Origin of the sequence: Niallia sp. FSL W8-0951 (assembly GCF_038006525.1) — a bacterium.
In the GTDB taxonomy this organism is placed as follows: Bacteria; Bacillota; Bacilli; order Bacillales; family Cytobacillaceae; genus Niallia; species Niallia circulans.
Map to the genome: position 1 here is coordinate 2,071,845 of NZ_JBBOVK010000001.1, position 25,154 is coordinate 2,096,998.

Sequence of the window (25,154 nt, forward strand, 5' to 3'; positions counted from 1 at the left end):
AGGCTAACCTAGCTGATTAATTTTTCACTGCTCCTAATGTTAATCCTGAAACAAAATATTTTTGCAGAAATGGATATACTAGTAATATAGGTACAGTAGCAATAATAGTGATTGCCATTTTAATAGATTCTGGAGTAGTTTTTCCTGCATTTAATTGCTCCATAGCTGAATTACTGACATTTCCCGTTGATTGTGCACTAGCATTGTCTAAAATCTTCATTAATTCATATTGTAGTGTTGTTAGATTAACATTCCCCCTCGCATATAAATAGGTATCGAACCAGCTATTCCATTGACCAACAGCGATAAAAAGAGCTATTGTAGCAATCGCTGGAATGCATAACGGCATAATAATCTTGTAAAATATAACAAAATCATTTGCTCCGTCTATTTTTGCTGATTCTTCCAGTGCATCTGGTAAACTATCAATAAAGGATCTTATAACGATTACATTAAAAGCACTTAGTAATGCTGGAATAATATAAACAGCAAAACTGTTAATCAATCCTAAATTGCGAATTAAAATATATCCAGGGATTAGCCCGCCGCTGACATACATCGTAACGATCAGCAATGTTGTAAGATGTTTTCGAAAGATGAAGTCTTTTCGGCTAATGACATAAGCCATGACACATGTACATAAGACTCCTGCAATAGTACCAATGACTGTTCTTAAAACAGAATTGGTAAAGGATAACAGCAGTTGATCATTATTGCTGAAGATTTCTATATAGTTTGCAAAAGTAAATTCCCTTGGCAAAATGTGCAAACCACCTTTAGCTGTATCCACTGAATCATTTAATGAAATAGCTAGAACATTTAAAAATGGATAGAGTGTGGCGATAATGATGATGATCATTATTGCTCCAATGACTACATCAAAGCCAGTAGGTCGATTTATGCTCTTTTTCTTCCTGAATAAATTTTTCATATTAGCCTCCTTACATAAGTCCGCCATTCCCTGATTTTTTGGCAATATTATTAAATATAAAGATAAGAATAATACTAACGACTGATTTAAAAATTCCTATTGCTGTACCATAGGAATATCTAAACATACCAATACCGTAATCAAGAGCATACTTGTCCAGTACAAGCGCTTTATCTGCTACGATATTATTTCCAAGCAGCATTTGTTTTTCAAATCCGATATTAATAAGGTTGCCAATACTCAAAATTAATAGTATAAGGATAATAGGTTTGATAGATGGAAGTGTAATGTGGATCATTTGTTTAAACCGACTTGCTCCATCTACCCAAGCTGCTTCATACATTTCTTTATCGATACTCACCATTGCTGCGAGATAAATAATTGCATTCCATCCCATTTCTTTCCAAACGTCAGAGAATGTGACAATATACCAAAACTTATTGGGATCACTCATAAATTGTATTGGGCTATCAATAATATGGAGGGACAATAATAATTCATTCAATGCTCCATTAGTTGAAAGCATGGTAGTTACAATGTTTGCTACAATTACCCACGATACAAAATGCGGAAGGTATGATACGGTCTGTGTAAACTTCTTAAATCTTGTGAACCGGAGCTCATTTAATAAGAGAGCCAGAGCAATTGAACTTGCGGTTCCAAAAACAATCCCTAACCCACCCATTCCCAAAGTATTAATTAATGCCCGATAAAACAATTCGTCCTCAAACAGTGCTTTAAAGTGCTTAAGTCCAACCCATGGGGATCCTAGAACTCCTAATGCAGGCTTATAATCTTGAAAAGCCATTATCCATCCAAAAAGAGGTACATAACAAAATACGATAAGCCAAATTACCAAGGGTAGTGCCATCATGATAAGTACTTTTTGATCTTTCAGCTTTTTCCAGGTGATCTTTTTCTCCTTTTGGGGCTTTTTTTCTTGCTTAACAAGAGGTGCTATCTCCATCTCTCCCCACTCCCTAACTAAAGTAACTTCTTTATAGATAAAGTATAATTGGTTACGCTTTCATTTTTAATAGTAATTCTTAGTGTAGTAAGTAGTAAAAAATAGTGTTTTGAAAGCGTTTAATCTATTGATATATACTTTCAAACAGTAATAAACCAAAAGTGCTCATGATTGAATGAGCACTTTGATAACAGGCAAATTTCTCTTCTAGAAGTACTACTTCAAATTTGCCTCTTGGATATATTTCTAAGCTGCCCTATATAAAGGAATTCAGCCATCTAATTATTCGATTAATCAAATTCATTTACTTGCTTAAGCATCGTTACTAATTGGTCTTTTTTGATAACAAAATCAATATTGCCATTTTCTTTAATAGCGAACATACTATCATTAGTTTTCAATGGATAAAATTCTAGTTTTCGACTATGTTCGCTTCCGTCAGATGTAAAATCGTACGTCATTTTCAAATAAGGGTTATTTTCTAATGCCTCTCCTTTATATTCCTCATTTGCAGATAGTACAGCAATATATTGATATAAATTTCGAAAGTCTGCTTCGTCTATATTTCTATTATTTAATTGAAAGGAAGAAATAATTTTATCTGACTTACTATTAAGTCGATGGAAAGCAGTAATCTGCTCTGATTGTTTGCCTTCAATTGTCCACTTGTTCAAAGCATCTGCCATAATAAGGCACAGAAACTTATCGATAATAGAAAAAGGGTGATTTACTAAATTTTCAATTTGCCCTTTTGGAACGAAAAAAAGCTTTTTTTCTTTATTAACGGTCGCATAGTATTGATTATTTTCATCCTTTAGCAATTGTAAAGTATATTCCTTACCCTCTTCTTGAATAATAATCTCCTTCCAATTGGTCAGCTTACTTTGATCGATTTCTTTTAATGGATCTGATACTTTTAAATGTGTAAGTGTAGACAAGATTTCATCCATTTTTTTGTATTCCACTGAATAATCGTGTGAATAATAGTCATGAAGAAACCATCCACTTATAAAGGGTGCTTTTTCGACCGATGAATAAGTAGTTTGTTTACTCAAGGAATAGTGAGCTTGCTTTCCTCGAAATTCAATCTTTTTTATCTGATCTGCTTCTAGTGGAAATGCCTTCCTTTCTGAAAAAATTATCGGTGAGTAGAATTTCACAAGGTTTGGAACATAAGAAAGCTGATAAGTTTGGTTTTGTCTCACTAAATAATATTGATTTTTCTTTTTATATAACTTCATTTGTGATTGATCTGCTGCCACCTCGATTAATAAATCCATTTCCTTCTGCTCTTTCACTTTATCTCCTCTCATACTTGATAAAGCTAGAACAAATTGATTTGCCATATCATCTTGGAAAGTCTGTTCCTTTACAGTCCAATAACTTCCTTCTTTGCTTAGTTTTATCGAACTGTCCTGTTGTTTAATACGCAGCTCACTTGCCTGCTCGATGTTTTTTAAGCTTATGCTGCTTTTTATAGGCGAAGCATGTTCTTTTTCTTGATTGCAGCTTGCCATCAGAAACATTACTAGAGGGATAAAAATATATAGATAGTTTTTTGGACTGATTTTCATTTTTTTAACTCCTTCTCTAGCCGATACAGCACCGGATTTGTATAATACATTAAAATAAAGCCGAACAGGCTAAAAGCAAATAAAAAGGATACAGCGGGGACATAGTAAAAAAAGACAACTAGAATAACAGAAGTGGATAAGTGTAAGAATGCTTTTCCTGGAAATCGCAACAATATAAACGGTCCTGCTTTTAATAATGTTTTCATATTACTTTCAAATCTGCTTAATACACTAAGACCAATACTTGTGGTGATAAAGACAATTGCTAAAAGAATAGCAACTACACAAGCCAGTATTAAATTATTTTTTTGTAGCATATAAAAAAAATCAACAAATAAGATTAAAAGGATGGTTAACTGTATAAACCAATAAATAAAACTGAGTTTAAAATTTGTTTTATAATCCATGAAAAAATCTTTTACCGGAGTGATACTTCCTTCTCTTAACAATCGGCCGTTAGTGGAGAAAAGGGCAGTGAGACTTGCTCCCATAGGAAGAAGCGATATATAAAACAGCATAATATTTTCTAGGGAAAATGGAAAAAGCAATAAAGCAGTAAAGAATAATATGTTACTGAATACAAAACATAGATTCAAAAGAAAGAAAGTGGATATGTAATTTAGAGTTTGATAAAGCTTCCTACTATTCATCGCTTCACCCATTACCTTGTAATTTTCGGTATTCATTTGGTGACATGCCACAATGTCGCTTAAACTTTTTATAAAAATAGTCCAAATTAGCATAACCTGTTCTTTCTGCAATCTCATAAATCATTAAATTAGAATCTTTTAGTAGTTGTTTTGCTTTGCCCATCCGTATTTCATCTAGATATTGAGAGTAGCTTTTTCCAGTTTCTTTTTTGAATTTTTTGCCGATGTAAGCGTTGTTATAATTAAAGTGCTCTGATATAATTTTAAGATTTAAATCTTCCTTATAGTGTTTTTGTGTATATCTTTCTATTTCTTGGATAGTATTAATTCTATTAAAGCTTTCATTCACAATTTGCTGCAACACTCGATAACTATTTTCCATTTCCTTCATTAACTGTTCCATCGTTCTACTTCTTGCGATACTCTTTTCAGCAGTATTTACCACTTCCTGCAAGCGCTCTCTATCTGTTGGATTAATAGTATCTATCACGTTATTTACAACACTTTGGAACTCCTTACTGACATTCCATTTGATTTCATTTTCATGTAGTGAATGATAACGGAAGTTTTCCTTATATTTAAAAAGAGAATTTGCAAGATCTCCATCATACAAAATATCCTTTAACAGCTGCTCTGTTATATTTCCTGTAAAATGAGTTTTGGCTTGTAAACTTTTTATTCTTTCATTTGAAATAAGACCTAAGTTAGCATAAGAAAAGGTAATATCTTTTAACTTTCTTATCTCTTTATATAGCTGTTTCAAAGGGCTGCTTTTATTTTGCCATGAAGACTGAAGTATAACTTCCCCTTCTTGACTAGCTATAGACAGCAGTTCCCTTTCCAAGGTATTTAAATCAAAATCATCTAAAATTAGTGTCAATATATACGTATAATCATCGTGTGTTAATAAATAACAAAGAACGTTTTTATTCTCCCTTATTCTTGTCTGAAATTCCCTTGCTATGGATTGGTTTGAAAAACGTATTAAACAAGCCAACCTATATTCTTGTGTACAGGGTGTAAAATCCCCTTCAAAAATATTTTTCCTTAGAACATTGTAGATATCATTATTCGTCTCTTTCTGTTTATCTACTTTTTTGCGTATCCCTAACAATATATCTGTTAATTCATCTTCATCTATTGGTTTTAACAAATAAGATACTGTTCCTAAGCGAATGGCTTTTTGAGCGTAAGTAAATTCTGAATATCCTGATAGAATAATAGAATAAAAAGTTTCTCCTCTTTTTTGGGCAGTCTGTATCATTTCTAACCCGTCCATCTCAGGCATTCGTATATCTGTTATTACTAAATCAGGCTGGTATTCTTTAATTAGTTTTATTCCTTCTTTCCCATTTTGGGCAGAACCAACAATTTCAAATCCATATTCCTGCCAATCAATAATATAAGGCAGCCCCTCTCTAATTACCGGCTCGTCATCAACAATTAGTACTTTTTTCATTATTTACGCCCCCTATGCTTTTATTGGGATGGTAACTTTTACAATCGTTCCCTTCCCTTCTGTACTAGTTATTGTTAGTCCGTATTTTTTTCCATACATTCTTTTTATTCTTTCATTCACATTATTCAAGCCAATACGGTTTCCTATTTTCTCTTTATGTAATATTTGTTGAATTTCGATTAATTTTTCTTTCGGTATGCCTTTGCCATCATCTTGAATAAAAATATGAATAGCTTCTTCCATTTGCACAATATTTATTAGAATAAGCCCACTTTCTACTTTTTCTTCAATCCCATGCACAAATGCATTTTCAACAATAGGCTGCAAGATAAGGGGAAGAATATGATATTGTGCTGTATTTACATCTGATGTAATTTCATATCTTATTCTATTTCCGAAGCGAAGCTGCTGAATTCGCAGATATAGCAGTAAAAAATCAATTTCCTCACTTAATTTCACATATTTCTGCTGATTATTTTCAAGGGATCTTCTTAAAAGTTTGCTTAAAATTTTTACACTTTCTGATACTTCTTTATCCTTATTCTTTAATGCTCTCATCCTTATCATTTCTAATGTATTATAAAGAAAATGTGGATTAATTTGGCTCGCCAATAATTTAAATTCCGATTCCTTCTGCTGCAGCTGCCAGTTTTTTTCTTGTAATTGATGCTGATAATTTTTATGTAATAATTCTCTTAAGCTTTCCATTGTTGTATAGAGCTGATTATAGATATCTCTTATTTCATCATTGCCATCAATCGTTATCGGAATATCAAAATCACCGTTTGCCACTTTATGCATAGAATCTTTTAATTGTAATATCCTTCTATCCATGGAACTCGTATATCTTTTAATAACAAATAATACTAGTAACATAACAAGACCGATAATTGTATAGCTCTTTATCATTATTTTATTTACTTCGTTCAATATTTCTTGATTATTCATTACTGTCACTACTTGAAAATGATTCGTAATGGACTTAGGCAAATCTAACATCTGCCCATAAAATATAAATGGTTTTGTGTCTTTCATTTCAATGGAATAAGTATCCCCAACATTTATTGGATGATTTTTCATTTTGTTTTGCAATTGTTTTGTTAAGTATTTTTTTGGTGTATGGTTCGTATATTGAAAATTCGTTAGCTTTTTGTCTAATAGTAATGCGTTATCAATTGTTGCTGAATTTAATATATCCATTAACAATAACTCATCTACATAAATGGCAAGAACACCAAGAAACTGATTTTCCAAGTTATATACGCTTCTGACTAATGCCAAAAAAGGTTTCTCTGTTACTGGATCTACTAAATTGTACCAATAAATCTTTCCTTTTCCCTGTAGAGCCATTTCATACCACTCCGTCTCTTTTATTTGTTCATCTGCAAAAACGAAGTTCGAATTGGTCATAAATGATTTATTATCCACAAAAAATCGAATATTGGCTAAATTACTATGATACCTAAGAAAATAATCAAATAAAGTGAATTCATTATACCCTTCAATCATTTCCTTAGGATTGGCATACCTTTTTGTTACTAGCTCTTCCAAGCCTTCATCCTGATATATCCAATCTGATATTTGGATAATGGAAGTGAAATTATCTTCTAACCCCTTCCTTACTCTTTCGGTTTCAACCAGTATATCTCTTTCTCGAGACTCGATCATATCCTGCCTTATATTTATTGTTAAATAAATACCTACAATAAATATTGGGATAACTACACTTAAGAACATTAGCATCAATCTTTTTTTTATAGGTATAAATTTACTATGCATCTTTTATCGCCTCTTTACTTAGACAACACTATTTTTTAGGAGAAGACGATATCCATGTCTTATTCGTTATGGGACTGCACATCACAACTTATAGCAAGAACTAATCAAATACTTATCTTTTTTCCAATGTATCAAAAGTACAAGTCCAAGTATATTGCCACTTACTTTTGTTTATCAGTTTTTGATCTGAGGTCTCTTTTTTCACATCATAATGATTACCCAAATTCACATTTGGAAAGCGATTTTCCCGTTTTTCTAAAATGACCGAAACATTGCCCTTTTCTAAATCCCATTCTAATGCTTGAACATAAAGATTATCAGGTAAATAGATACCAGTAGCCTTTCCTCTGCTTAAAAAGTATGGGACCGTCTTTAAGATGGTGACACTATCATCATGTTCCGGGTAGATTAGGCAATCATGAATTACTTTCGGCAAAGAACCATTTGCATCTACATTAAATATATTTTTATTGCGATAATGGGCAGTCGCCAATGAATCCATAAATGCATTTTCCAACACAAGTGCTTCCAACGATTCTGTTACTTCTTTTGTTTGCTCTAAACTTATCGCACACATTGCTGCATGCATTCTCCCATGGGAAGACGTTGTATCGCCTTCCAAATTATTTAACCAAGAATCCATTCGTTTTCGAAAAGCTATTTTTGCTGATTCCCATAATTCCGGTGTATCTTGATTAATCTCTTTTGTTTGGAACAGTGGATACAGATTGGAAAAATGACGATGATTGTCATTCTCTACTGTACTTGGATCTAGCCATTCCGCTATACCACCATCCTCTAACAAACGGTAAGGTGGAATTTGTTCATATAATTGTTTATAAATCTTTGCCACTTCGTCACCCAATTGGGTTTTCGCCTCAATATAGTACTTTATCACACTCTTAACAATCGCAATATCCATTGTTGTATTGTCTCCCATTCCATTTTCAGCTGAATAGCTTGGGGACAAGCGAAGTTTTCCTTCTTTACACTGCGCAAAGTCTAAATAAAATGCCAGCACTTCTTCATAAAAAGGGATGCATTCATGTTTCAAAAAAGCTGCATCTTTTGTATAATGCCAATATTCATAATAAAAATAAGCGAGCCATCCGGCCCCTGATATCCAAAAAATGAGCGGCCATTCTTCATTCCAATGAACATGTTTTGCTGTAGTACTGGCATGTACAGGTACCAAAAATCCATGACAACCATAATAGGATTGCGCATTTTCTCTAAAATCTGGGTAATACTGTTTTAATCGTTCAAAAAAGCTGCGATATTCTGTAAAATAGCCACTGCTTGCTAATGATGAAATAGCCAACTGGACATTTGTATCAAATGTATAATCACCACTCCAAGCAGGATGTAAGGTTCCCGACCATATTCCCTGCAATGTTGGAATTCCATTTGCCATTGATTGAATGACATATCGTGATGCTTGATAAAAAAGCTGCATAAATACTGGTGTTATTTGTTTTCGAGTTCGCATTTCTGAGAGAACTTCTTCAAGATAAATAGTTTCTTGTTCATCCGTTAATAACAGTTTGACAGCGTTAAATTTTTTAGAAAAACACTTTTTGTGTTCTATAATTGCCTTTTCATAACAATGGACTTGTCTTTCCTCTTTGACTTTTTCGACGTATTGGATTGTAAAATAGATGGTGGTAGAATCATGAAACATCAGGCTATCTCTTTGAGGGATGATTCTCCCATCAGCGGAATCTATAGACCAGATTACATCATAGCCTGTTTGATCTTGATATCTATGTTCCCATTTTAACTGATCATTCGCTGCGACAGTTATCTTCTCTTTCATTTTCATTTCTTTCCAATTAACTGGAATAACGCTTCCAGTTAACGGTTTTTCACTTTTAATTTTACCAAAAATACAATTTTCCTTTTTGGAGGCAAATAAGGTTTCTTCTACCTTGCCTCCTATTGAAGAATTATAAGTTACTTGTATCATTCCATTTTGAAAATCAATGATCCGCTGATAATTTTCTATTGAATCTTGCTTAATCTCTATAAGGAACCTAGCAGCTGGTATAAAAGGATCACTCATCGTTAAACCCTCATAGCCTTGTTCTTGGGCTTTCTCATAAAAATAACTAATTCCTTCCCTATAGCCTTGCTTATCTATAATGGAGCGAAGTTCTTCTAGATGGGGAGCTAAATATGGCAGCTTTTGCATTTGATTATCTTTTAGAAATAGGTCTTGTACTGTAAAATCCAAATAAGTGACACTTGGAGTTCCATATAGAACTAGCCCCATTTTTCCATTTCCAATTAATAGGCCATCTTCCCAACGATCAGCGATGGAACGATTAATTAATTTTGTCATCATTAACTCTCCCCTTTCTTTTAAATAAGTTATTTCGATGATTTATAATGAACATGAACTTTTCACCATTTTTCTTACGCAGCATTGTTTCTAACCCTCTGGTAGATGATATTGCGAGATCTATAGTCCATCTAACACTAGCTCAAGTAAAACTCCCTTCCCCTAATTCCTAGCATTGTATCTACATAAAACGCTTGTCCCTTACCTAAATAATGTTTGATTACAACAGATGTATATGGATAGAATTTTCCCTCTCCATAGGTCGCGAATACTTTTTCCCTTCGGAATAAATAATATTACACTGCGCTCTGCAGTTGCTTGATTAATCATTTGCAAAATTCAACTGATAGTTTTTTTGTCGGAAGTGCATGAAATTCCTCTAAAATATGATTGCGCTTACATATTTTAATAATAACAATTATGCCATTAAAAATAGCTGTAAATATTAGTTATAAAAATAGAAAAATTAGTGGTTTCTAAAAAACAATTAAAATAAAAAAGAAGGAAACCAATGGTTTCCTTCTTTTTTGCCGCATTTGCCGCTTTGATGTATGGAGTTTCAAAACCTGCTCCACCAGGTGGGTGTTCGCAAAAGCTCTCATCATATGTCCTAATGACAAATGGCATTAGGCCTGCTGATCCTGCTTTAATATAGAACTCCCTAATTATCGATAAAGGTTGAAACTTCATACGATAACGTACAACGCAGCTTCTATGTTTTTATCATACATGATTAAGGAAAGAAAAGCAAATGGAAAATAAAGTATATTTTCCGATTTCCCTGCCTAATTATGCGCGTGAAACGTAACTTGCTTCAGATGTATTAATGATTAAACGGTCACCTTGGTTAACGAAGAAAGGAACTTGAACCGTTAGCCCTGTTTCCATTACAGCTGGTTTAGTACCACCAGAAGCAGTATCTCCTTTAATACCCGGTTCTGTTTCGGTAACTTCTAATTCAACTGTATTTGGCAGTTCTACCCCTAATGTTTCTGATTGGTACATCATAATATGGACTTCCATATTTTCTTTTAAGAATTTCAATTCATATTCAATAACAGCTTCAGGAAGTTCAATTTGGTCATAAGATTCTACATCCATGAATACATGCTGGTCACCATTTGCGTATAAATATTGCATTTTACGGTTATCAATTTGTGCTTTCGCTACTTTTTCCCCAGCTCTAAAAGTTTTTTCTTGAACAGCACCTGTACGTAAATTCTTTAATTTTGAACGAACAAAAGCTGCACCCTTACCAGGTTTAACGTGTTGGAAATCCAGTACGCGCCAAATTCCTCCGTCTACCTCAATTGTTAAACCTGTTTTAAAATCGTTTACTGATATCATGCAGTAATCCTCCTATAAAATAATCAATTCTTTCGTTGAATGGGTTAAAGCTTCATTATGATCTTCGGTTATAATTGTATCATCTTCAATACGCACTCCACCTAGACCTGGAATATAAATTCCTGGCTCTACTGTTACTACCATACCTGGTTCTAATGGAGCATTATTTCGGAAGGATAGATTCGGTCCTTCATGGACTTCTAACCCTATTCCATGACCTGTTGTATGTCCAAAATACTCTCCATATCCTTTTTCAGTTATGTAATCACGAGTAAGTGCATCTGCTTCGACACCAGTCATACCTGGTTTAATGCCTTCCATACCCTTAAGTTGAGCTGTTAAAACAATATCATAGATTTCTTTTAATTTCTCATCTGGGTTACCGACAGCGATTGTTCTCGTAATATCAGATACATATCCATTATAATACGCACCATAGTCTAATGTAATGAAGTCACCAGCTTCAATCACTTTATCGGATGCTACCCCATGCGGCAATGCAGATCTTTTTCCTGATGCAACAATAGTATCAAAGGAAGATGAAGTGGCGCCTAATTTTCTCATAAAAAACTCTAATTCATTCGAAACTTCCAATTCTGTTTTCCCGACCTTGATGAAATCAAGAATATGGGTGAAAGCAGCGTCAGCAATCTTAGCAGCTTCCTTTAATATCTTAATCTCTTCATTTGTCTTAATCAAGCGTAACTTTTCAATTATTCCTGAAACAGGCACTAATTCACCTTTTACTACTGTTTCTAACTCCTTAAACTGAGTAAATGTTGTATAATCTTGTTCGAATGCCAATTTCTTGATTCCTAATTTCTCTGCTTGAGTAGCAACCTCTTGTAGAATCGCTCCTTTATGCTGCACGATTTCAAAGCCAATACACTGATTACCAGCTTGCTCTACATAACGAAAATCTGTAATGAATAACGCTTTTTCCCCACTGATTAAGACTGCTCCAGCGGAACCTGTAAAATTACTTACATAGCGTCTATTATAAGTGCTTGTTATTAAAATGCCATCTGCCCCAACCTCTGTCAGCGCTTCTCTTATTCTCTTTAGTTTCTCCATTAAAATCCTCTCCCTTAGTTTATACATTTCCTAGAGGCTCGTGGTTCAGCCTTCCCAATTCTAGACAAGGTAAAAATCTGAATGATGAAAAAAGTACACTCATGTTAATTATTTTAACATAAATACAGGTAGAATACAGGCGAAATTGTATGTAAACAGAGATTTTAGTTACCCTAACTAGCTGACCAAAAAACACAATCTTAGGAAACTGAAAATTAGAGTCTGTTTACCCCTTTTCAAATATACTATTGGCTTAGTCCCCTTCTCTCCCTGTCATATTCGTAACTGCTTTTTTGTCCTTCCATTTTTTTAACTGAATTTCACTTTCTTCATAAGAGATTGAGGTTCCAACAAAAACTCCATATAAAATATACAAACATACCGAAGAAATGATTGTATCTCTTTTTAATTCCAAAAAAGGCGCCATACTTGGAAAAATGGGATTTAAAATAATAAAAACACAAACAAACAAGGCAATACCATACCCCATGCCTATGTAAATGGTTTTAAATTTTCTTAAGATAAGGTAATAGGCAAACGCTGCTCCAGTGGAGAAAAAACCAATGGCAATGAAGCTAATTACCGTTCCCAGCCATCCATATTTCCAGCTTCCAATCGCCCAAGGTTCTAAAATAAAATTAGGGCGTAATTCGGTAAAATTAAAAATATATCCTATGTAACCGATAAGCGTCCAGAATATTCCACCAAACATTCCTGTCCAAATTACTAAAGAAATAAAAGACATTGGCCTGCCTTTTTCATGTGAATCATGTTGATTATCCATCCTATCCACCTCCGAATAATAGTATGTCCCATTCCTTTTCTTTCCTTGCAAAATATCTGATTAACATCATTTAGAAGAAAGTATTATGGAAGAAAAGAATGTCCTGCTAGTGGTTTTTTGAATTTTTTAGTAATATAGTAATAGGGGAATTTACAACCTTCATATTCTTCCCTTTAATAGGAAGCTTGTTGTTTTCACCTAATTTATCCTGAGGTTGGTGTAATTATACATGTCAAGTGAACAAAAACCATTATACGGAGGCCAGGCTGTTGTAGAAGGTGTCATGTTTGGTGGAAAACATCATTATGTCACCGCGATTAGACGAAAAGATCAGTCTGTAGATTACTTTCATCTTCCAAGAACGTATAATGATAAACTTACAAAATTAAAAAAAATCCCGTTTTTAAGAGGGCTTATTGCCATTATTGAATCGAGCGGAAATGGAACAAAACATTTAAATTTTTCAACAGATCGGTTTGATTTAGATCCTTCTGAAGATTATAAATTAGAAGAACAAGAACCTTCTAAATTATCGATGATTTTAGGAGTCGCTGTTCTGGGAGTCCTATCCTTTCTATTCGGAAAATTCATTTTCACGCTTATTCCAACTTTTTTAGCAGCTTTATTTATGCCGATTATTTCTGGTCATGTTGCCCAAATATTGTTAGAAAGCTTGTTTAAACTAATTCTTTTACTTGGGTATATTTACTTTGTGTCCCTCACTCCCATTATAAAACGAGTATTTCAGTATCATGGAGCTGAACACAAAGTAATTAATGCATATGAAAATGGGAAAGATTTGACTGTGCAAAATGTGCAAGCAGCTTCTAGATTACATTATCGTTGTGGATCAAGCTTTATCCTTTTCACCGTAATAGTTGGTTTATTCCTTTATCTATTCTTCTATCCAGAAAATCTGTTAGAAAGAGTATTAATCCGAATTGCTTTAATTCCAGTAGTTATCGGGATTTCATTTGAAGTACTTCAAATTACGAATAAATTAAGAGACGTTCCTGTGTTAAAATATCTTGGTTTGCCAGGTCTATGGCTGCAATTATTAACGACAAAAGAACCAAGCGATGATCAAGTAGAAATAGCAATACTTTCCTTTAATGAATTAAAAAGACGCGAGGAAGAAACAGAAGCACAATTATCAAGACAATGATTGAATAAATAGAAACAATGGGTATTATCTTTTAAAAGGGATTACCCCTTTTTTAATGGTTCATATCATTTCGATGCGAAAAATCTTTTTTCTGAAAACTTTTTCAAGTGAACAATTTAACCCTTTTTGAATAAACTTTTCTTATTAATAGTTTAAAAGTTAGAAAAAATGCTTATCATGCTTTTAGGGAGGTGGCTTTTTTGAAGAACCGATTTTCACTTATCTTATTTGGAAGTATCATTTTCCTTGCTTTCATCGGTCTATCTGTAAATTTAATTAAAAATCCTAGTGGATTTTTTCTAAACATTGTTGTGATGGTCGCTGTTGGTGCCATTATATGGTTCATTTATCGCCATTTCAGTACATCTAGCCCACAAAAAAAAGAGCAAAAAGCTTTTCTAAAAGCTGCAAAGCAATCAAAAAAAAGGCTACAGACAAGGGACAGATCATCTTCTGGACAACAACAATCAACAAAAACCTCTTCCATAAAAGCCAATAAGCATAAAAGAAGTAAGAGTACTGCTCATTTGACTGTTATTGAAGGCAAGAAGAGCAAAAAGAAGAATCGAGCTTCCTTATAAGGGCTCGATTCCTTTTTTAATATTCTTATCATTAGCGATACACCTCATAAGAGAAACAATTTAATAAGCCCATGATTTAAAAAATTTAATGGCACAATCTCTCCCTAGTTGTATGAGCTTCGCTTGATCCTCTTTCGTAAGCGCAAATTCTGTTGCTAAAACACCTTCAGTTGGTACAAATATGATATTTTTCTCATGCTTTCGCGAAATATATCTCGAATCGTGAGCATCTTTCATTGTTTCAAACATGGCTGCGAATAAATCAATGGCATTTGTGATTTTATGTTTTGGATGCTCCTTGATATTATGACTTAACTTTATCCCTAATATCGGTCGTGTTTTTAATACATTTTCTTGATCAAATAACCACATTGGGAAATTACTTAATACACCGCCATCGACAATCACATTTTTATTTGCCTTACTGCCGATTATCACTGGTTCAAAAAAATAAGGAAGACTACAGCTCATTCGAATAGCCTTTGCAATGGAAAATGTCTGAGGATTGATGCCGTATTTCGGTAGATCATCTGGCAGAATCATTAATACGCCATTTGTAATATCTGAAGCGATAAAACGTAATGTTTGAGGAGGAATATCCGCAAAAGTTCTTAATCCTTTTGCAGCTAATTTCTCTTCTATCCATTTTTCTAATTCCTCTCCTTTATATAGACCTAATTTCCAATAGAGAAAGAACCATTTTGCAAGAGGAAAGGGGATAAATAACTTTCTTTCATCCAAAAACATATTCAAATCTAAATCTTCAAGAAGCTGGGCTATCTCTCTGCTTGTATAGCCTGCAGCAATTAGGGCTGCAACAATGGAACCTGCACTAGTTCCTGCTAGTCTAGCAAATTTAAAGCCACGCTGTTCAACTACCTCATAGGCGCCAACTAATGCCAGCCCCTTAATTCCTCCGCCAGAAAATACCCCGTCTATATACATTTAATCACTCCTTTTAAAAGCAGTTAAGGCGAAAGATATAGATGGAATCCCTACACCTCCCTACCTCAAATTTAGTATTACGAAGTGAAAAATAGTACAGAAGACAAGTTAAAAGTTCATGCTTTTATCAGCATCTCTTTAGCTCCACTAAAAATTGCTGTATGCAGTTAGGCATTTGTATCAAGCAAATTAGTGCAGGAACACATAAACTATTTTGAAAGCAGAAAAATCTAGGCACTTTTCCTTGCAAACAAGATAGTAAAAAGAGGTAGTATGTTTAGAGGTTAGGTGTTAAAAGAAGCGAAAAAGAAAAGAGGAGGAATCATTATGCAAAATCACTACATTGATGCAAATGATGTGAGGAGAATTCGCCCTGGCTTTGGTTTTGGAAGACCTGGCTTTGGTTTCGGAAGACCTGGTTTTGGCTTCGGAAGACCTGGCTTTGGCTTTGGAAGACCTGGGTTCGGACTTGGACTGGGATTACTTGGCGGGTTAGCAACAGGCGCGTTACTTGCTCCAGCTCTATATGGAGGATACGGTTATCCACCTTATGGTTATGGGTATCCACCGTACAGTTATGGGTATGGTTATCCACCTTATGGATTTTATTAAAACTAGTTGTTCCCAGTAGTGTATGTATGGTCCTGACAATGTAAATCATAACTAAATCATATAAACATTTGCAAATTTAATGAAAAGAAGAATTAAATATTGCAATCTTGCAATCAAAATACCTAAACAATAATATGTAAATGCCATTACATTATTGTTTAGGTATTTATTCGCGGCCAATATACATACTTCTGAAGTACTTTTACTAAGCTTTCGCTATTTCATATCATGTGATTTCATTTTATCTAATTCTTTTCTTCTTTTTTCGTGCAGATACTTTCTTCCGCCATTCCATTCTGCAAGAAGAAATAAACTTCCTAATAATAGAATAAGGATGTATGCAATAAAACTTTCGATTCGATCTGTTGCCAGCATCCATGTAACAAAGCCAATATAAAGTAAAGGTAAAACTGCTCCCCAGTAAATACTGTTTCTAGTTGAAAAGAAGAACTGAACAGCCAGAATACCAGCAGTAATAAAAACGCCATAAAAATCTATATCCATTATGTCTCATTCCTTTCTTTTTTATATTTTTCAATAATTAATTTTGCATCTTCCACACTTATACGATCATCAATTGACAGGCCTTTGATAAATTTAATAAACTCTTCGTTTTCCACGACATCATTCATTTTGATTTTATCTATTAAACGATCAAGTTTAAGTCTAACTGTTGGATAGGAAACCTCATAGATTTTGGCAATTTCTTTTAATGATCCTGAAGTTAGAATAAACTTCTTGATAAATTCTAGATCTTCAATTTCTAAGGTTAAAATCCAGTTTGGCACATCTTTTATATCCACACAACCTCACTCCTTTCTATTTATCACAAAATTAGTTTAACATATTTTTTAATAAAGTAAAATAAAATATTAATTTTATTAAAAATATTTTATATCTACACTTTAATTTTTATGATAATTTAGTTAAAAATTTTAGAATTTTATTTAAGAATGAAAGAAGTTATTACTTTAAATCAAAAGAATTCCTTTTATGTCTACTTCTTTCTATTACTCTCTCTACCAATAATTAGGGTGCAGTTCACGTATGCGACGAAGCGGCTCGGCGCTCGCCCCATGGAAAGCGAACCCCTGTAGCGGAAATCAATACCCCATTAGAAGAGGTCATAAAAAAAGACCATAGACAAAACCTCAAATTTCAAGGAGTTTGTCTATGGTCTGAGAGGCTGTACATTTCACAGCCTTCTTTTACATGTAAAACAGTTTTGGGATTAATCGTTTCGTTATTAATCACATTTTGCATCCCCTCATCTATCCATCTGAGAAGAATTTGTTTCCCCATCAAATACTGTCACTATAACACCATCTATATTGTTGCCTGATAGCTCATAGTGAAGATTGTCTGGTACATGAATATCCGTAGTTTTTGCGAGCGGATAATAAGAGACATCATATTTTTTCTCATTTAGCGTAATCGAAATGTTTCTTTCTTCTTTTAAATAAGCTAAGTATTCTTCTAAAACTAAATCCTTTTCCGCCATAATTGCACTATGCGGCAATCCAACATAGCGAATGTGCCAAGGTTCATATTGAATTCCAGTAACTTCTGTTTTATCCTTGGGATAACGTAATATAAAGCCATATCTCCAAGCGTTATTCTCTAACCATTTACCTTCAGGTGCTGCCTCCATCTTCATTTGTGTAGACCCTACATCAAGTGATAAACCTAAATTATGTTCGCTATAGCCTGCCGGCAAAGCATAGTCTGCCCCCATCTCATGATACAGAACATTTTGCTCCTCAAAGTCTCGAAAGCCACTACTGATTAGAAAATGATCAACCCCTTCCTTTTTAGCGGCAGCTATCATCTCTGAGAATTTATGGAGTACCTCCTTAGACAATTTAATATCATTATCAAACAGTACAAATCCCTGTGTCCATTCTTTATGCCTGAATAACTCGACAATATCTGACTTTATACTCTCTTGATGAACCGGAAATTCATTATTAATCAAGAGCAAATTTCCTTGAAAGACCATTTCTCTTGAAATCTTTATCTTTCGTAAACCCTCATCGTTAGCGCGATTTTCTAAATATCCACTGTTTTTTTGAATCACTATTTTATCTGAAAGAGGAGATTCTTTATAGACAAAGAAAAAAAACACACCTATTAATAATAACAATAAACATCCCCACTTCTTCATTTTAAAATCCTCCTTATTCTTATAAATAATAGAATAGGGACAACTTTTTAAAAAAAGAGTAGGGTAAAGTTTAAATTTTTCTTAAATTCTTTATAAAATTTCAATTGGAGCATTTTCCTGCGGTAAACGTACTTCAAACACAGTACGTATCAAATTACTTTCAGCTTTTATCTTGCCATTATGCTGCTCCACAATATTCTTTGCAATGAATAAACCAAGGCCTGTGCTGTTTTCTTGCTGAGTTCGTGCTTTATCACCTGTATAAAACATATCAAAAAGAAAAGGGTGTTCTTCAGCCGGAATACTATCTCCATAATTTACAACCTGAACAACTACTACATCTTCTTCAACAAAACCATTAATGTCCACATACTGGCCATCATATCCATATCGAATAGCATTAGTTAAAAGATTTTCAAATACACGAGCTAATAACTCTCCATCTCCCCAAATAAGTAAATTAGGCTTAATGTTTATTCGAGCAATTAAATCATTTTTCTCAAAAATTGGATATAACTCTTCTTTTAATTGAAGAAGTAAATCACTTATATTAATTTCCTTCTTATCAATTGGCAGCATGCCATAGTTCATTCTAGTAATTTCGAATAATTCATCAATCAATCTTTCTAAACGCTGGGATTTAGTATAAGCAATCGTTAAAAAATGCCTTAGTTGTTCTTTAGTCAACTTCTCATTCTTCAGGATTAAGTCTAAATAACCTAAAATAGAAGTTAAGGGAGTACGCAAATCATGAGCCAAATTTACAACTAACTGTTCCTTACTACTTTCTGAAAAGTCGCCTCTTTGTATGGCCTCTTCTAATTTCTCGCTAGCCCGATTAATTGCTTGTCCAATATCTCCAAATTCATCATTTGAGTGGATTATTACTTTATGTTTAAAGTTCCCATGAGAAAGATAATGAATTCCATTGGATATATCCTTGAAATAATTTGAATAAGGCTTTGTGAGTATATAAAAAAACAATAAGGACAGGCAGAAAAATAGTATAAAAAAGAAGGCAAAATCTCCAATACTTTTGATGAATTGACGAAGCAGTACTAGTGAATCACCATATTGAACCATCGTATGATAGTAAAGTTGTAACACTTTATAAATGAAATAAGTGATGATACCTGTCAGAAACATACTGGCAGCAAATAATGCAGTTATTCTAGTACGAAAACTGCGCATAAATTTAGCCATTGAAGGCATACCCCACTCCCCATACAGTTTTGATAATCTTATTTTTCCGCTTATCTTCTCCAAGCTTTTTCCTCAATGTGCGTATATGCACCATCACCGTATTAGCTCCTTCAAAATATGCATCCCCCCATACTTTTTGAAAGATATTTTCAACACTATAAACTTTCTTCGGATGACTAGCTAACAAATGTAAAATATCAAACTCTTTCGGAGTCAGTTCAATCGTTTCTCCATGAAGCAACACAGTACGTTGCTCAAGTGAAATGACTATTTCACCAAATTCCAAGATTGTTTTATTAGTGTTTGCGATTGGATTATTCAGCTTCATAAATCGTCGTAATTGAGCATTCACACGTGCCACTAATTCAATGGGAATAAATGGCTTTGTCATATAATCATCTGCTCCAATCACTAATCCATGGACTTTATCAAAATCAGAAGTCTTTGCACTCAAAAAAATGATAGGCATATTATACTGTTCCCGAATCAGGCGAGTTACTTCATATCCATCCATTATCGGCATCATTATGTCTAAAATCACCAAATCAATGGACCGAGTCTGGATAGCTAATATTGCATCTTGGCCATTAAGCACTTTCACACAATTGTAACCTTCTTTTTCTAGATGGATTGCAACCAGATCAGCAATCTCTTCCTCATCATCTGCAATTAAAATCGAAATAGTTTTCATCTGTTTCACTCCTTTAAGAAGTTTCATCGCTTTAATAGCAAAACTCCAAGCTTCAAAAATGTTTAGGAGGAATATCTTTTTCAATATATCCTCTCCGAGTTCTATTCATTACTATAAGCTGTTATACTACTTTTACGCAACTTCTCCTGTCCCTATTTAGTATCACATAAATTCATTCTCAACTTTCAGCTATAAAAAAACCTCTTCATTAATATTAAGAAGAGGTTTTTTGGGGGGATGTTTTCAATTCAGCCATTTTTCTATACCTAATATTTATTAAAGTCCACATTTTAATTGTGTGTTGCAATTCGTACAAGTATTACAGCCACCAATTTCTTCGACGACGCCTTGTCTGCATACAGGACAAGTATCGCCTATCTCTGACCCAATCGTTACGTTTGTTGATTGCAATTCATTTATTGTATCAACAAGTACAACATGTGTTTTTTCCTGTTTTTGTAGTAGTATATCTTCGAATGTATTCTCTTCTGCCTTTAATGTAAGCACTTGACTGTCACGTGAACCATCAACATATACCGTACCACCCTTAGCGCCGCCACGGTATAATCTCTCATATACTTTCTGAACTTGCTCTACACTATAACCTTTTGGCGCATTTACCGTTTTACTAATAGAGCTGTCAATCCATCGTTGAATGATGCATTGTACATCAGCATGAGCCTCAGGTTCCAAATCCATTGCAGCAACGAACCAATTGGGAAGATTATCTGGATCTGCCTCTGGATGTGCATCTAAATATTCTTGAACAATATCTGCTTTTACTTCGATAAATTTTCCAAGTCTCCCGCTGCGGAAGTAAGAGAAGGAAAAGTATGGTTCCAGACCAGTTGATACCCCAACCATTGTACCTGTGCTTCCGGTTGGTGCAACAGTTAGTAAATGGGAATTACGGATACCATATTGAAGAATATTGTCTCTAATATCCTTAGGCATTTTTTTCATGTAGCCAGTATGAATAAAAGCATTGCGTAATCCCGCTTCTCCCTCTTCTGTTTCTGCTTGTAAGAATGGGAAGCTGCCTTTTTCTTTTGCCAAGTCAATCGATGTTCTGTATGCAGTTGTTGCAATCGTTTCAAATACTTTATCTACTAAAACATTTCCTTCTTCACTGCCATATTCTGTTTCACAGTATATGAGTAAATCATGAAGACCCATTACTCCAAGTCCAACACGACGCTCTCCTAGAGCCTGGTCTTTATTTTCTTCCAAGAAGTAAGGTGTGGCATCAATAACATTATCCTGCAATCTTACGCCTACTTCTACTGTTTTCTTAAGCTTCTCAAAATTAACAGTCTTGTTTTCTTTATCTGCCATTTCTGCAAGATTAACAGCAGCAAGGTTACATACACTATATGGTGCCAGCGGCTGCTCACCACATGGGTTTGTCGCGACAACTTTTTGACCGTAGCTAGTTGCGTTTGTCATTTCATTTGCATTATCAATATAGAAGATACCGGGCTCTGCAGAATAAGTTGCACAGATATTAATTAGGTTCCATAATTCCTTTGCCTTCATTTTACGATAAATACGAACTCTATTTCCCTTTGCCTCCCACTCTCTTACATCACCAACTTTATGCCATTCTTCATTATAATGCTGCATTTGCTCCTTATCGTAACTTTCTACATCTGGGAAACGAAGTGCATATTCTTCATCCTTCTCCACCGCTTCCATAAATTCCTTTGTTAAGCAGACAGAAATATTTGCGCCAGTTAAAAATTCTGTCTGATGAACAGAATATGTCCCTCCGATTGAAAGCTTTTCTTCTGCATCCCTGAAAATTTCCTCGTTAAAACCACCTTGGCCAGGGATATTCTTATAATTTAGAATGCCTCGATACATGGCACGCTCTTTGTCCGTTAATGGCGTAAATTTTAATTTATCTTGTGCATATTTTTTAATGGTTTGGTCTTGTGTATTATCGATCAAGAACCGTAAAATGCGAGGATTTTGCATTTTCGAAATAATGAATTCAATAATATCTGGATGCCAGTCAGCTAGCATAATCATTTGAGCACCACGACGAGATCCCCCTTGCTCTACTAAATGGGTTAATTTTGCAATATCATCCAACCAAGAAACAGAACCTGAAGATTTTCCATTAACTCCTTTTGCTAATGTATTCCGCGGTCTTAATGTAGATCCATTTGTTCCTACACCGCCTCCACGACTCATGATTTCCATAACCTGCTTACGATGCTCGGAAATACCTTCTCTTGAATCTGGAACAAAAGGCATTACATAGCAATTGAAATATGTAACATCCGTTCCTGCACCTGCTCCATATAACACACGACCAGCCGGGATGAAGTTCAAATTAACAAGCTCCTGGTAAAACTTTTCGAACCATTCTTTTCTTTTCTCTTCCGTCTTTTCTACTGACGCTAGACCAGTTGCATTACGCTTAGCGATTTGCTCATAATATATCTCCAATGGTTTTTCAATAACATCTAAAGAACGAATGACAACTCCTGTTTCTGCTTCTTTTCCTTCCAGCACACCACGATAATCTTCTTCTACTAACACTGTTGCTGTGTTTAAGACATGATCAATTTCTTGAATAAATCCAAGTCCTCTTGCTGGAAACTTAGGGTCCTCTTTAATAGTTAAAACCACAAAATCACCAGCAGTTAATGTAATTTTCTCTGTATCTTTATACGTATAACGATCAAGCATTACTAGTCGAGAAACGCCTTTATGTGTTAGCTTCATATCTGGAGTAATTGGATAGACCTCCGGAAATAAAGCAATATCCTTATTCAGTTTCTCAACATTTAATTTAATACCCCGACTTAACATTGTAGACATACGGACAACTCCTTCACTCATATAAAAATGCTATCTAATTGATGAAAAATTTCTTTTATACTTAAATAAGAAACTCCCATCCATAACCATGGTTAATTGAACCATACATCCCTTTCCAAACAGTTGATATCTATCCTTCTCTCCTTTATAGAAGTTTAAGAGTGGGATAAATCTATCAATAGGTGTCTAGTATTGCAATAACCTTAATCTATCACACCAAAACAGCGAAATCAATATATAGTATATAAACAAACATAAAACATCTATATATTGTGTGTGGATAGAGTGTTAACCAATTTGTCAAATGATAAAATAAGTAAATTTTAAAGAAAAGTTAAGAGAAATGAAGAAAACTGGTTATTTAAAAGATTTTCAACTTCTTTTGCACTTGCAGCATACAAAAAAGCATAAGCCATTGGTATAGAGCGCTTAATCGATTGAGATAATAGCTCAAAATATTTTTACATAAACATTTGTCTACAAAAGAAAAACACGAAATTCCATTAATAAAAGAATTTCGTGTTTAAGGATGTTATCGTCTAAAGTTCCATTCATCTTTTTCATATTTTTCTTTGGCGATTTTTTCAACATATCCTAATTCTTCATCTGTTAGTTGATAGTTTTCTAATTGAATATTTAACCCTACTTCAAAACCTTTTTTAAAGGCCTCTTTCGCCATTTCGATGGTAATATTTCTTGTGGTTAACTCATTAATTGCCACCGCTTTACTCTTAAATGCTTTTTGCATTCTCTCTTTGACACGTTCATTTGGATACTTAAATAAACGGAATAATTTATCCTCATCTAAATCAAGTAAAATGGAACCATGCTGCAAAATTACACCTTGCTGTCTTGTCTGTGCACTTCCGGCAACTTTTCTGCCTTCCACAACTAATTCATACCAACTGGGAGCATCAAAGCATACTGCGGATCTTGGGCTTTTTAAATTATTTCGCTGCTCTTCTGTTTTCGGCACTGCAAAATAAGCATCCAAACCTAAAAAATGAAAACCTTTTAAAATACCTTCTGAAATTACACGATATGCTTCTGTAACTGTTTTAGGGATATTAGGATGTTCTTCTGACACAATAACACTGTATGTTAATTCGTGTTCATGCAGTACACCTCTTCCGCCTGTCGGTCTTCTAACAAATCCAAGTCCCAATTCTTTCACTGCATCTAAATCAATTTCTTTCTCTACCTTCTGAAAATATCCAATAGATAAAGTAGCAGGATTCCAGCCATAAAAACGGATAACCGGCGGAAAAACTCCTTTAGAATGCCATTCTAATAAAGCTTCGTCTAATGCCATATTAAAAGAAGGAGAATGATTGCCTGAATCAATAAATCTCCATGTTTCTTTTACCATGATGAACCCTCTTTTTCTATGTATGATGTATTCCTAAATCCTTACTAAGGATATCAAAATATCAGATTATTTAAAAGTAACTTGCATGAGAAAAGTGGTATTCTATGAAACTTTAGAAGACTCATGTAAGTATTTACTTTACTACTATACCAGTTGATAGATATAATAGAGATAGTGCAAGTAATTGAAAGGAGAAATGAGAATTGACAATGATTTATACTCTTCTCATCATTTTAGTCGCATTCCTTGTATATTCATTAGTGATGTGGCTGTATCAACGCCGAATTGTTAAAACTGTGAGCCAAGATGAATTCCGTCAAGGCTACAGAAAAGCACAATTAATTGATGTACGTGAACCCAACGAATATGAGGCAGGACATGTACTTGGCGCAAGAAATATTCCACTATCACAGCTAAAGATGAGAAAAAGTGAAATCCGTCCTGATAAACCAGTATACCTATACTGTCAAAATGGGATGAGAAGCGGGAGAGCAGCTCAATTTCTATATCGTAAAGGGTACAAAGATTTAACCCAATTAGAAGGCGGATTTAAAAAGTGGACAGGGAAAATTAAAGCAAAAAAATAATAATGCTCTTATAGGAATTATTATATAGAAGAAAGCTGATGCCAATTTACATGGACATCAGCTTTTTTATTACTTAAATATAAATAGCTTCATAGCACTGAC

General features: G+C 34.1%; 22 protein-coding genes and 1 other RNA gene. 4 read left to right on the forward strand and 19 right to left on the reverse strand.

Annotation, left to right across the window (positions count from 1 at the left end; all coding sequences use genetic code 11):
- Window positions 1-16: 16 nt before the first annotated feature.
- The 11 genes from NSS71_RS10405 to NSS71_RS10455 all read right to left on the reverse strand — a co-directional run bounded on the left by NSS71_RS10405 (window position 17) and on the right by NSS71_RS10455 (window position 12,906).
- Window positions 17-931, reverse strand: coding sequence for a carbohydrate ABC transporter permease (locus NSS71_RS10405; RefSeq protein WP_341151629.1), 915 nt, complete (start codon window positions 929-931; stop codon window positions 17-19).
- Between the two features lie 10 nt (window positions 932-941).
- Entirely contained in the window at window positions 942-1,898 is a 957-nt protein-coding gene (locus tag NSS71_RS10410; protein ID WP_061798469.1) for an ABC transporter permease, read from the reverse strand.
- Between the two features lie 290 nt (window positions 1,899-2,188).
- Complete coding sequence (locus tag NSS71_RS10415; protein WP_047941146.1) at window positions 2,189-3,472, reverse strand: hypothetical protein; 1,284 nt, start codon at window positions 3,470-3,472, stop codon at window positions 2,189-2,191.
- Window positions 3,469-4,239 (reverse strand): DUF624 domain-containing protein, encoded by a 771-nt coding sequence (locus NSS71_RS10420; protein ID WP_082810043.1) that lies wholly within the window; start codon window positions 4,237-4,239, stop codon window positions 3,469-3,471. Before NSS71_RS10420 ends, NSS71_RS10415 begins: the two co-directional genes overlap by 4 nt.
- Window positions 4,127-5,581 carry a response regulator transcription factor gene (locus NSS71_RS10425; protein ID WP_341151630.1) on the reverse strand — a complete coding sequence of 485 codons (1,455 nt, stop codon included), beginning with the start codon at window positions 5,579-5,581 and terminating at the stop codon, window positions 4,127-4,129. Before NSS71_RS10425 ends, NSS71_RS10420 begins: the two co-directional genes overlap by 113 nt.
- 12 nt (window positions 5,582-5,593) lie before the next feature.
- Window positions 5,594-7,360 carry a cache domain-containing sensor histidine kinase gene (locus NSS71_RS10430; RefSeq protein WP_061798475.1) on the reverse strand — a complete coding sequence of 589 codons (1,767 nt, stop codon included), beginning with the start codon at window positions 7,358-7,360 and terminating at the stop codon, window positions 5,594-5,596.
- 112 nt (window positions 7,361-7,472) lie between these two features.
- Window positions 7,473-9,704, reverse strand: a complete 2,232-nt coding sequence (locus NSS71_RS10435; protein WP_336045187.1) for a glycosyl hydrolase family 95 catalytic domain-containing protein — start codon at window positions 9,702-9,704, stop codon at window positions 7,473-7,475.
- Window positions 9,705-10,224: 520 nt separating this feature from the next.
- A non-coding RNA gene (ssrS, locus tag NSS71_RS10440) (6S RNA) lies at window positions 10,225-10,416 on the reverse strand.
- 74 nt (window positions 10,417-10,490) lie between these two features.
- On the reverse strand, window positions 10,491-11,048 hold the full coding sequence (efp, locus tag NSS71_RS10445; protein ID WP_047941155.1) for an elongation factor P: 558 nt from the start codon (window positions 11,046-11,048) through the stop codon (window positions 10,491-10,493).
- 12 nt (window positions 11,049-11,060) lie between these two features.
- Window positions 11,061-12,122 carry a M24 family metallopeptidase gene (locus NSS71_RS10450; RefSeq protein WP_095258945.1) on the reverse strand — a complete coding sequence of 354 codons (1,062 nt, stop codon included), beginning with the start codon at window positions 12,120-12,122 and terminating at the stop codon, window positions 11,061-11,063.
- 253 nt (window positions 12,123-12,375) lie between these two features.
- On the reverse strand, window positions 12,376-12,906 hold the full coding sequence (locus NSS71_RS10455) for a YqhR family membrane protein (protein ID WP_047941157.1): 531 nt from the start codon (window positions 12,904-12,906) through the stop codon (window positions 12,376-12,378).
- Between the two features lie 229 nt (window positions 12,907-13,135).
- Here NSS71_RS10455 and NSS71_RS10460 point away from each other — a divergent pair, with 229 nt between their 5' ends.
- Entirely contained in the window at window positions 13,136-14,071 is a 936-nt protein-coding gene (locus NSS71_RS10460) for a DUF1385 domain-containing protein (protein ID WP_095258946.1), read from the forward strand.
- 191 nt (window positions 14,072-14,262) lie between these two features.
- Window positions 14,263-14,652 carry an SA1362 family protein gene (locus NSS71_RS10465; RefSeq protein ID WP_235844478.1) on the forward strand — a complete coding sequence of 130 codons (390 nt, stop codon included), beginning with the start codon at window positions 14,263-14,265 and terminating at the stop codon, window positions 14,650-14,652.
- A gap of 60 nt (window positions 14,653-14,712) precedes the next feature.
- On the opposite strand, the gene NSS71_RS10470 is transcribed toward NSS71_RS10465, so the two are convergent.
- Entirely contained in the window at window positions 14,713-15,597 is an 885-nt protein-coding gene (locus tag NSS71_RS10470) for a patatin-like phospholipase family protein (protein WP_095258947.1), read from the reverse strand.
- A 327-nt stretch (window positions 15,598-15,924) separates the two neighbouring features.
- Between NSS71_RS10470 and NSS71_RS10475 the strand changes: the two genes are divergently transcribed.
- Window positions 15,925-16,209: a hypothetical protein gene (locus NSS71_RS10475; RefSeq protein ID WP_047941162.1), complete on the forward strand. Its 285-nt coding sequence runs from the start codon at window positions 15,925-15,927 to the stop codon at window positions 16,207-16,209.
- Window positions 16,210-16,425: 216 nt separating this feature from the next.
- Here the strand turns inward: NSS71_RS10475 and NSS71_RS10480 are convergent, their stop codons facing one another.
- The 7 genes from NSS71_RS10480 to NSS71_RS10510 form a co-directional block, all read right to left on the reverse strand.
- Window positions 16,426-16,713 carry a hypothetical protein gene (locus tag NSS71_RS10480; RefSeq protein WP_341151631.1) on the reverse strand — a complete coding sequence of 96 codons (288 nt, stop codon included), beginning with the start codon at window positions 16,711-16,713 and terminating at the stop codon, window positions 16,426-16,428.
- Complete coding sequence (locus NSS71_RS10485) at window positions 16,713-17,012, reverse strand: DUF2089 family protein (RefSeq protein WP_061798489.1); 300 nt, start codon at window positions 17,010-17,012, stop codon at window positions 16,713-16,715. The genes NSS71_RS10480 and NSS71_RS10485 overlap by 1 nt, the downstream gene beginning before the upstream one ends.
- Window positions 17,013-17,476: 464 nt before the next feature.
- Entirely contained in the window at window positions 17,477-18,373 is an 897-nt protein-coding gene (vanY, locus tag NSS71_RS10490; RefSeq protein ID WP_047941165.1) for a VanY-A/VanY-F/VanY-M family D-Ala-D-Ala carboxypeptidase, read from the reverse strand.
- Between the two features lie 90 nt (window positions 18,374-18,463).
- The gene (locus NSS71_RS10495) at window positions 18,464-19,576 is read right to left on the reverse strand and encodes a HAMP domain-containing sensor histidine kinase (RefSeq protein ID WP_095258974.1); all 1,113 of its coding nucleotides are present in this window, start codon (window positions 19,574-19,576) and stop codon (window positions 18,464-18,466) included.
- Window positions 19,569-20,267 (reverse strand): response regulator transcription factor, encoded by a 699-nt coding sequence (locus NSS71_RS10500; protein WP_047941359.1) that lies wholly within the window; start codon window positions 20,265-20,267, stop codon window positions 19,569-19,571. Before NSS71_RS10500 ends, NSS71_RS10495 begins: the two co-directional genes overlap by 8 nt.
- Before the next feature lie 276 nt (window positions 20,268-20,543).
- The gene (locus NSS71_RS10505) at window positions 20,544-23,096 is read right to left on the reverse strand and encodes a vitamin B12-dependent ribonucleotide reductase (protein WP_336045054.1); all 2,553 of its coding nucleotides are present in this window, start codon (window positions 23,094-23,096) and stop codon (window positions 20,544-20,546) included.
- A 532-nt stretch (window positions 23,097-23,628) separates the two neighbouring features.
- On the reverse strand, window positions 23,629-24,465 hold the full coding sequence (locus NSS71_RS10510; RefSeq protein ID WP_341151632.1) for a lipoate--protein ligase family protein: 837 nt from the start codon (window positions 24,463-24,465) through the stop codon (window positions 23,629-23,631).
- A 209-nt stretch (window positions 24,466-24,674) separates the two neighbouring features.
- On the opposite strand from NSS71_RS10510, the gene NSS71_RS10515 reads away from it, so the two are divergent.
- Window positions 24,675-25,052, forward strand: a complete 378-nt coding sequence (locus tag NSS71_RS10515; RefSeq protein ID WP_047941360.1) for a rhodanese-like domain-containing protein — start codon at window positions 24,675-24,677, stop codon at window positions 25,050-25,052.
- The last annotated feature ends 102 nt before the right edge of the window (window positions 25,053-25,154 follow it).

What these genes read in the sequence shown, in the direction of transcription:
- NSS71_RS10455 (WP_047941157.1), bottom strand. Translation starts at nt 12,906, where the DNA reads ATGGATAATCAACATGATTCACATGAAAAAGGCAGGCCAATGTCTTTT.
- NSS71_RS10420 (WP_082810043.1), bottom strand. Translation starts at nt 4,239, where the DNA reads ATGAGATTGCAGAAAGAACAGGTTATGCTAATTTGGACTATTTTTATA.
- vanY (WP_047941165.1), bottom strand. Translation starts at nt 18,373, where the DNA reads ATGAAGAAGTGGGGATGTTTATTGTTATTATTAATAGGTGTGTTTTTT.
- NSS71_RS10415 (WP_047941146.1), bottom strand. Translation starts at nt 3,472, where the DNA reads ATGAAAATCAGTCCAAAAAACTATCTATATATTTTTATCCCTCTAGTA.
- efp (WP_047941155.1), bottom strand. Translation starts at nt 11,048, where the DNA reads ATGATATCAGTAAACGATTTTAAAACAGGTTTAACAATTGAGGTAGAC.
- NSS71_RS10405 (WP_341151629.1), bottom strand. Translation starts at nt 931, where the DNA reads ATGAAAAATTTATTCAGGAAGAAAAAGAGCATAAATCGACCTACTGGC.
- NSS71_RS10470 (WP_095258947.1), bottom strand. Translation starts at nt 15,597, where the DNA reads ATGTATATAGACGGGGTATTTTCTGGCGGAGGAATTAAGGGGCTGGCA.
- NSS71_RS10515 (WP_047941360.1), top strand. Translation starts at nt 24,675, where the DNA reads ATGATTTATACTCTTCTCATCATTTTAGTCGCATTCCTTGTATATTCA.
- NSS71_RS10475 (WP_047941162.1), top strand. Translation starts at nt 15,925, where the DNA reads ATGCAAAATCACTACATTGATGCAAATGATGTGAGGAGAATTCGCCCT.
- NSS71_RS10410 (WP_061798469.1), bottom strand. Translation starts at nt 1,898, where the DNA reads ATGGAGATAGCACCTCTTGTTAAGCAAGAAAAAAAGCCCCAAAAGGAG.
- NSS71_RS10450 (WP_095258945.1), bottom strand. Translation starts at nt 12,122, where the DNA reads ATGGAGAAACTAAAGAGAATAAGAGAAGCGCTGACAGAGGTTGGGGCA.
- NSS71_RS10505 (WP_336045054.1), bottom strand. Translation starts at nt 23,096, where the DNA reads ATGTCTACAATGTTAAGTCGGGGTATTAAATTAAATGTTGAGAAACTG.
- NSS71_RS10425 (WP_341151630.1), bottom strand. Translation starts at nt 5,581, where the DNA reads ATGAAAAAAGTACTAATTGTTGATGACGAGCCGGTAATTAGAGAGGGG.
- NSS71_RS10430 (WP_061798475.1), bottom strand. Translation starts at nt 7,360, where the DNA reads ATGCATAGTAAATTTATACCTATAAAAAAAAGATTGATGCTAATGTTC.
- NSS71_RS10500 (WP_047941359.1), bottom strand. Translation starts at nt 20,267, where the DNA reads ATGAAAACTATTTCGATTTTAATTGCAGATGATGAGGAAGAGATTGCT.
- NSS71_RS10495 (WP_095258974.1), bottom strand. Translation starts at nt 19,576, where the DNA reads ATGGCTAAATTTATGCGCAGTTTTCGTACTAGAATAACTGCATTATTT.
- NSS71_RS10480 (WP_341151631.1), bottom strand. Translation starts at nt 16,713, where the DNA reads ATGGATATAGATTTTTATGGCGTTTTTATTACTGCTGGTATTCTGGCT.
- NSS71_RS10435 (WP_336045187.1), bottom strand. Translation starts at nt 9,704, where the DNA reads ATGATGACAAAATTAATTAATCGTTCCATCGCTGATCGTTGGGAAGAT.
- NSS71_RS10460 (WP_095258946.1), top strand. Translation starts at nt 13,136, where the DNA reads ATGTCAAGTGAACAAAAACCATTATACGGAGGCCAGGCTGTTGTAGAA.
- NSS71_RS10510 (WP_341151632.1), bottom strand. Translation starts at nt 24,465, where the DNA reads ATGGTAAAAGAAACATGGAGATTTATTGATTCAGGCAATCATTCTCCT.